Source organism: Lactobacillus sp. UMNPBX15 (assembly GCF_002553785.1).
Classification (GTDB): domain Bacteria; phylum Bacillota; class Bacilli; order Lactobacillales; family Lactobacillaceae; genus Lactobacillus; species Lactobacillus crispatus.
Genome location: NZ_PCYV01000052.1, coordinates 1 through 7,536, shown reverse-complemented (window position 1 = coordinate 7,536; position 7,536 = coordinate 1). Strand labels below are relative to the sequence as shown.

The window sequence follows — 7,536 nt, the reverse complement described above, 5'->3', positions numbered from 1 at the left end:
GTAAATTTATTTTCTTAAATCATTGATAATACTTGACTTTGGGTAGAAAAAAAGCTCCACTTTTATGGAGCCTTTAAATATTAACCTTTCTGATTAGCCTACAATTAGCTTTAAAAGGAATAACAGAAAGCATATATTGATTTCAATCCACGCACTCATATAAATGCGACCATAATTTTAAAAATTGTTTTAACAACAATCTTAAAATTAGATTCTTAATTATTATATCAGATCAAATAATGCAGCTGCAGAACATTTCACTAATTTATTCATTGTTATCCTTCCTTACTAATTCATATCATTCTGTATACGCAAAAAAGGACGATTTCCACTAAGGAATCGCCTTTTTTATTGTAAATATATTTATTTGTAATTCTCTTGAGTTAGATAAAAAATTGACGTCGTGAAGACTTTAAGCCATTGTTTGTTGTATTTACATTTCTCATGAGTTAAATGAAGATTTTAAACAAAACGTTTGTTTTCTACTTATAAAATTATATCAAAAGATATCAACTAAGAATAGTAGTTTCAAGTAGAAATTTATCAATCTTATTTTTGATGTTTTTTATTAAAGTCTCTAATAAATTGTTTCAGCTCATCATCAGGTTTAAACTCACAACGCTTTATCTCACTACTAAACAAAAATTCATTAAATGGTGGAAGGCTCCAACGTGGATTACTGTATAGGATTGCTTCAATCTTAGCAACAATGCCTATCGGTATAAATATGGTAACCATATTACTGCTTCTTAGATGTCCTGTTTTATAATCCGTGTCATACCACATTAAAGTTAGGCTGTTTCCTTCTCCAGTATGATAAGGCTCATCCGCAAAGCCTTCGTAGACTTTACCATCATTCGTAGTAATTCTAGCTTTCTGACCTAGAATACTATATTTGTGTTGTGTAAGTTCATCTAAATCTATAAATCGAGATTCGACTACTTCACCACTTAATCGATATCTAGTGAATATTGGCATGGTACTATTCCTGTTTCTATATTTAAATTAATAATTACCATAGCGTTTTGCAGTAGCTCTTGAACGATAGAAATAAATGTATCCTCCGCCTTGTTGGAAATATAGTGCTTTATGATGATGACGACTTACTACACGGAAAGTTGTATCGCTACCACCCTTTGCAAAAAGAATGATCATTGACTTTCCTTTATAACGAACGAGATTATGTCTGCTTACTCCTTCACCAACGTCTTTATAGCCACCATGATAAAAATTAGTGTAAGTCTTACCCACTACATTTCCACCTACAGAGTTGGCAGTAATTTTCATTTTGTCATGCTTATTGGCATACCACGTTTCTCGAAATCTCTTAGGAATATATGCTCTCTTTAGTGAACTGGCTTGTACAGTCTGACTTTCTATCGGATTTTTGTCATGAGAGAATAACATTCCACCTACAAATACTAATAAAAGAGCTAAACCGACAAGAATGTATTTAAGATTCTTTTTCTTCATTATTTACCTCATTAAATACTTATTTAGATAACTTGCTTACCGAATTCATGAACTCTTTGATTTTCATAACAATACGTTTTTGTTCTTGCAATGGTGGAAGTGGAACAATTAAATTTTTAGATCGAACTATAGTCAAAGTTCCCACTGTAGTACCTCTATTATTATGTATTTCTTTTAGCATATATGGACATTGAACATACCAACTAAGATATTTAGGATCTATATCACCAAAATTCTTTAGCCATATAATATTTCCGTCTTTAAAATAAAATTCTTTATCCTTAGGAACTATATATGGGACACCTAAGGTACCCACTCCTGTTAAAAGGATATCACCTTCGTTAGGTTTCCCAGATACTTTTATTTTTTCTAAATAAGTATCTTCATCAATAAAAATAGGATCTTTTAGCGGTCTATTTTTATTGATACTTACAATTTCTCTAGCTCTATAAAAAGGAATTCCTGAATCTCTCCATTCCTTTTTCATTACTCTCTTGCTAGAAGTAATATCAAAAATATTTCCTAATCTCACCCATTCCCAACTATCAGGAATATCAAATGGCTTTTCATCATCATTAATTGAAGGTAACTTCTTGCTCTTCTTAATCTTGCCTTCTTTAATTAATTCGGCTTTTTCATTTTCAATCTTCTTGATTAATTCACTGGCTGGTTCATCACTAAGGTTTTGCTTAACCAGCTTACCTTCCATGGCATACTGCAAGACAGATTGTTTTAATTTATCTTCAAATTCATTATCAATCTTTTGAAGACGATTATATGATTCAGCATATTCATCCACCAAAGGCATTAATTTTTCAATTTTGGCTACAATACGTTTTTGTTCTTCTAATGGTGGGAGTGGTATTACCATTTTTGCTAAAAAAGTTGTACCTACACGCGGCATTTTCATACCGTACATAGAATCATTAACAAGATCAACGAAATATGGTGAAAGCATAACATATCTTAAATACTGTGGAATCAAAGTATTAATATCAACTACATTAATTGGAAACATTTCAGTAGTTATAAATCCATCCGCTTTAGCAACTTCAACTTTTCGAAGATAAGGTCGCAATTTTCCATACAAGACTGCATTTTTAGAAAAAGAGTATTTATTGCTTTTATAAATATCAGTAGACTTTTTTCTAACAATTGCTAAAAATCCTCCACCATCTTTACGAACATCCTTCATATCTACAACCCACGAATTATCAGGAATAGATGTCCCTTTTACAGAATCAAAATTTCCAAATGTGGTAATTTGCTTTAGTCTTCCGTACGTCCAATTTTTTGGAATATCAAATGGCTTTTCCTCATCAGTAATTGCAGACAATTTTCTACTTCTCTTAATTTTACCTTCTTCAATTAATTGATCTTTCTCATTTTCGATCTTCTTAAGCAATTCACTGGCAGGTTCATCATTAGGATCTTGCTTAACTAGCTTACCTTCCACTGCATATTGAAGAATTGAAGCTTTTAATTGTTCAGGAGTCATTAGTCATCCTCCTCAAGCAATTGTTTAATAATGGATAATTGTTTATCAATCTTCGCATTTAATTCTTTACGCTCTTTTTGATATTTATCCATCAATTCAAATGGTGGTAGAACTTCTTCAGTTTCTGTTGGAAAGCCACACAAATCAAAGTTGTAATTATTCTTAGCTAATTCTTCAGGAGTATAAGCCTTAGACTTGTAATTACCATCATCATCTTGAATTTCATGACGATCATTCCACCATTCACGTACAGGATCAAAATGTTCCAGTTTCATTGGACGAGTCTTAGAGAAGTGCTTATATCCTTTAGGCATGTCTAATCTATAGAACCAAGTTTCTTTAGTAGGACCTGTCTTATCAAAGAAAAGAATATTAGTTGCAATCGAGGTATATGGACTAAAAATACTACCTGGCAAACGAATAATTGTATGAAGGTTAAAGTCTTTAAGCATACGTTTCTTGATGTTAAGTTTTGCACCGTCGTTACCGAATAAGAAACCATCTGGCAAAATTACACCGACTTTACCATTGTCTTTAATTCGATACATGATCAGTGCTAAGAATAAGTCAGCAGTTTCACTACTTTGTAAATCTGTAGGGAAGTTTTGCTTAATAATAGGTAATTCTGATCCACCGAATGGAGGATTCATCATAATCAAATCAAACTTATCTTTGTCAGTATATTCAGTAACACGCTTTTCGAGCGAGTTCCCGTGAACAATATCTGGATTATCAACATCATGAAGAAGCAAGTTGGTTACGGCCAAGATATATGGTTGACCTTTCTTCTCAATACCAAAAACTTCTTTATTGTAGAGTTCCTTATCTTCAACAGTCTTAACTTGTTTATTTAAGATATTTAAGGCACTAACAAGAAAGCCGCCAGTACCACAAGCCAAATCAGCAATTCTTTGACCTAATTTTGGCTTTAAAGTTTCTGCAATAAAGTCTGTTAAAGCACGAGGAGTATAGAATTCACCAGAACTACCAGCACTTTGAAGTTCTTTTAAGATGCTTTCATAGATATCACCAAACAAGTGACGATCTTTAGGATCAGTAAAGTCAACTTCATCAACCACGTTAACTACTTGACGCAATAAAACACCATTCTTCATATAGTTGTTAGCATCAATAAAGGCATCTTTAACAATAGCCTTGCTAATAGGCGTTTCATCAGTTACAGTGATATTTTTTAATGCAGGCAATAATTTGTTGTTAACAAAATCTAGTAATTCATCACTAGTTAATGCCTTACCATCTTTATTATCGTGAGCCCATTCACGCCAGTGCATCCCTTCAGGAATAATTGACTCATAATTATCTTGGTCAATATCCCAAACAAGTTCACGGTCATCATAAACTTTCAAAAACAAGATCCAAGATAATTGTTCAATTCTCTGTGCATCACCATTGATACCTGGATCATTACGCATGATATCTCTTATTCTCTTAACAAACTGAGTAGTTGTACCTGCCATCTAATAAAACTCCCTAACTGTAGATTTTTTCTTTAATTTCTTTAATAGTATTCTCGTAATTCTTCTTACCGCCAAAGGTCAAAATAATCTTAACGGCACCACCATATTTTTCAAATTCAGGTAAACTTAATACCTTATTACTTTCCAAATCAGTAATTCCATCATCTTTATATTTTTCTAGTAAAGCATCAAGAATCTCCCTAGCAGTACCTTGGTATTTATCAAGAATACCTGACTTTTTAACATTCTTAATTCTCTCTGACTTAGTCAGTGGTTTTTGATTGTATGCAAGATGAATCATGAGATCAAATGGATCCATGTCCCTGATACCCTTTTGCTTGATGATTTCCTTATAGAGAATGCCATGCTTTTCCATCTCATCAAGCAGCACTTGTTTCTTATCAGCTTTATTCCAAGCTTGAAGGAAATTATCCAATGTAGCATATGCGCCAAGAATATTCTTCTTAGTGTAGTCAACCAGAGAAGTGGTGATTAGGTTACCATGTTCATCTAAGAATTGAGTTTCAGCATTTGAAACCTTTACATTACGATTTACTTCATATTTTTGCTTAGCAGAATCTGATACACCAGAATGATGAGATTTGTGAGAGCTTGTGCCTTTATTACCATCAATTATCTCAATTGGTTCACCATCAAATGCTGGATCAGCAAATAATCTTGATACTCCACGGAAATCAATAATAGTGAAGTAACTCTTCCCATGATCTGTATCTAATCGAGTACCACGACCGATGATCTGCTTAAATTCTGTCATGGAATTAATGTTTGAATCTAGCACAATTGTTTTACAAGTCTTTACGTTAACACCAGTAGTTAACAATTTTGAAGTTGTAACTATTGTTGGAACTTTACTTGTAACATCTTCAAAGTTATCTAATTGTGCTTTACCTGTATTATCATCACCAGTAATTCTCATAACGTAACGTGAATCTTGAGCAACTAAATCGGTATTTTCATTCACGAAAGCTTGACGCATTCTTTCAGCATGCTCAATGTCTTCGCAAAAGACAATGGTCTTATCCCAGCGTCGATCATTTTCTTTCATATATTTACTTACATATTTAGCCACCATTTCGGTACGTTCATCGATGACTAGACTTTTATCAAAGTCACGTGTTGTATATAACTTCTTATCAAACTCGCGACCATGCTTATCTCTCTCACCTTTAAACGGGCGAAATCCGTTAATATCTACATTGAAGTTAACTCTGATAACTTTGTATGGTGCTAAGAAACCATCTTCAATCCCTTGTTTAAGTGAGTATGTATAAACTGGATCGCCAAAGTATTGAATATTCGAAGCTTCTTTATCATTCTTAGGTGTAGCAGTCATACCTAAATGAGTTACATTAGGGCCATCAAAGTAATCCAAGATCTTGCGCCATTGACTATCAGCCTTAGCAGAACCACGGTGAGCTTCGTCGATTACAACTAAATCAAAAAAGTCTGGTTTAAGTTGCCTAAATGGTTCATGACCCATATCTTCATCTCTCCCTGCTAATTGTTGGTAAAGAGCAAATTGAATTGGATATGCGCTATCCATATGTCCATCTTGAACTTTAGTTATTTTGTCACTTAATGGACTAAAGTCGTTTAACCTTGCTTGATCAACCAGAATATTACGGTCGGCTAAATAAAGGACTCTATGCTTGATGCCAGCCTTTAACAAACGATAGACGATTTGAAAGGCAGTGTAAGTTTTACCCGTACCAGTAGCCATAACTAACAAAATACGACGATCACCATTGGCTATCTTTTCTACTACACGGTTAATAGCATTTTGTTGGTAATATCGAGGTGAATATGTATCTCTGGATGAATAATATGGCTCATTAATTGCTTTGATTTCTTTGTCAGATAGTTTCTTTTCTTTAATATATCTCTTCCAAAGTTCTTCTTTAGTTGGAAATTTATCAAGAGTTAAGGTTCTTTCTTTGCCTGTCAGCATGTCATGCTCAACGAATGCATCCCCATTTGAAGAATAAGCAAATGGAACTTGTAAATCTCTAGCATATCCCATACCTTGTTGCAAACCTGCACTTGGTAATGCATGCTTCTTTCTATCCTTCGCTTCAATTACAGCGATTGGATAGTTAGGCTTGTATAAGAGCAAGTAGTCTACTTTCTTACCGTTTCCACGTTTGGCTACATCATCTACAACATTGATTTGACCATCCGTGTAGTAATATTCCATCAAAGAATCTTTTCTCTTCCAACCTGCTGTTTCAAAAATAGCAGGTGAAATATATCTGTTCTTGATATCCTCCTCCGTTAAATTCATTTTTTCAGGATCCATATCATTCACCTCATTTAGTTAGGATTTGATTCATCAAAAATCACGTTTAGTTCTATTATCGTAAAAAAAGCGCTACAACTCAATATTCCTGCTACTGAAAAAGCCCTTAGTTTTCACTAAGAGCTTTCACTTTATTCAAAAATACAATCTAACAAATGATTTCCGAAATTTGTTGGATGAATTACACCAGGAATTATTTTAATGTAATACTTACCACCTTTGTCTTTATTTCTTAAATAATCATCAAGTAATTCATATTTATTCTGAAATTCTTTTTCCGCAATAGCCAAAAATTCTTCTTGTTTAATTATGCCTAATGATTGTAGTACATCAACAGATTCTATTGGTACTCTTTTTATTTCATCACCTTCATTGCAGAGAAAGGGATCTGAAGCATCTTGGAAACTACTTCCCGTTACATCATAAGTATGGCGTGATTTTGCAATGGGAAAGCTTCGTCCCTCTTGATTATTTAATTCCTGCAAGAAAACGGCATCTTTAAATCCTATTTGAGATAAAACTGTAGCATATCTAGGTGTGATATCTTCGTTCTTTTGGTTGTTAACCCCAGAAGCTAATAAACTAGAAAACATATCTTGCAGTAAGTCATTACTTATTTGATATCGTGATTCCTCTAAAGCTTTAAGTGCCAAGCCTGGTTTATCGAAGTCTCGATCTTCTTCTGGTATATTGTTGACCTTATTAGCAATTTTATGGTTCAGTATAAATTCTTGTGTAAATAGAAATTAGATAACAAAAAAAGAAGGGTT

6 protein-coding genes are annotated in these 7,536 nt (G+C 33.3%); all 6 read right to left on the bottom strand.

Translation table 11 applies throughout. The annotated features are described in order from the left end of the window. Positions 1 to 549 precede the first annotated feature (549 nt). On the bottom strand, positions 550 to 978 hold the full coding sequence (locus tag CP366_RS11005; RefSeq protein ID WP_233186521.1) for a hypothetical protein: 429 nt from the start codon (positions 976 to 978) through the stop codon (positions 550 to 552). A 27-nt stretch (positions 979 to 1,005) separates the two neighbouring features. Further along, positions 1,006 to 1,473, bottom strand: coding sequence for a hypothetical protein (locus CP366_RS09985; RefSeq protein WP_089146290.1), 468 nt, complete (start codon positions 1,471 to 1,473; stop codon positions 1,006 to 1,008). 19 nt (positions 1,474 to 1,492) lie between these two features. Further along, positions 1,493 to 2,971, bottom strand: a complete 1,479-nt coding sequence (locus tag CP366_RS10725) for a restriction endonuclease subunit S (protein ID WP_089146291.1) — start codon at positions 2,969 to 2,971, stop codon at positions 1,493 to 1,495. Then, complete coding sequence (locus CP366_RS09975) at positions 2,971 to 4,449, bottom strand: class I SAM-dependent DNA methyltransferase (RefSeq protein WP_089146292.1); 1,479 nt, start codon at positions 4,447 to 4,449, stop codon at positions 2,971 to 2,973. The genes CP366_RS10725 and CP366_RS09975 overlap by 1 nt, the downstream gene beginning before the upstream one ends. Positions 4,450 to 4,462: 13 nt before the next feature. Next, complete coding sequence (hsdR, locus tag CP366_RS09970; protein WP_089146293.1) at positions 4,463 to 6,766, bottom strand: EcoAI/FtnUII family type I restriction enzme subunit R; 2,304 nt, start codon at positions 6,764 to 6,766, stop codon at positions 4,463 to 4,465. Between the two features lie 131 nt (positions 6,767 to 6,897). Beyond that, the gene (locus CP366_RS09965; RefSeq protein WP_255404545.1) at positions 6,898 to 7,455 is read right to left on the bottom strand and encodes a DUF4393 domain-containing protein; all 558 of its coding nucleotides are present in this window, start codon (positions 7,453 to 7,455) and stop codon (positions 6,898 to 6,900) included. Positions 7,456 to 7,536: the final 81 nt, after the last annotated feature.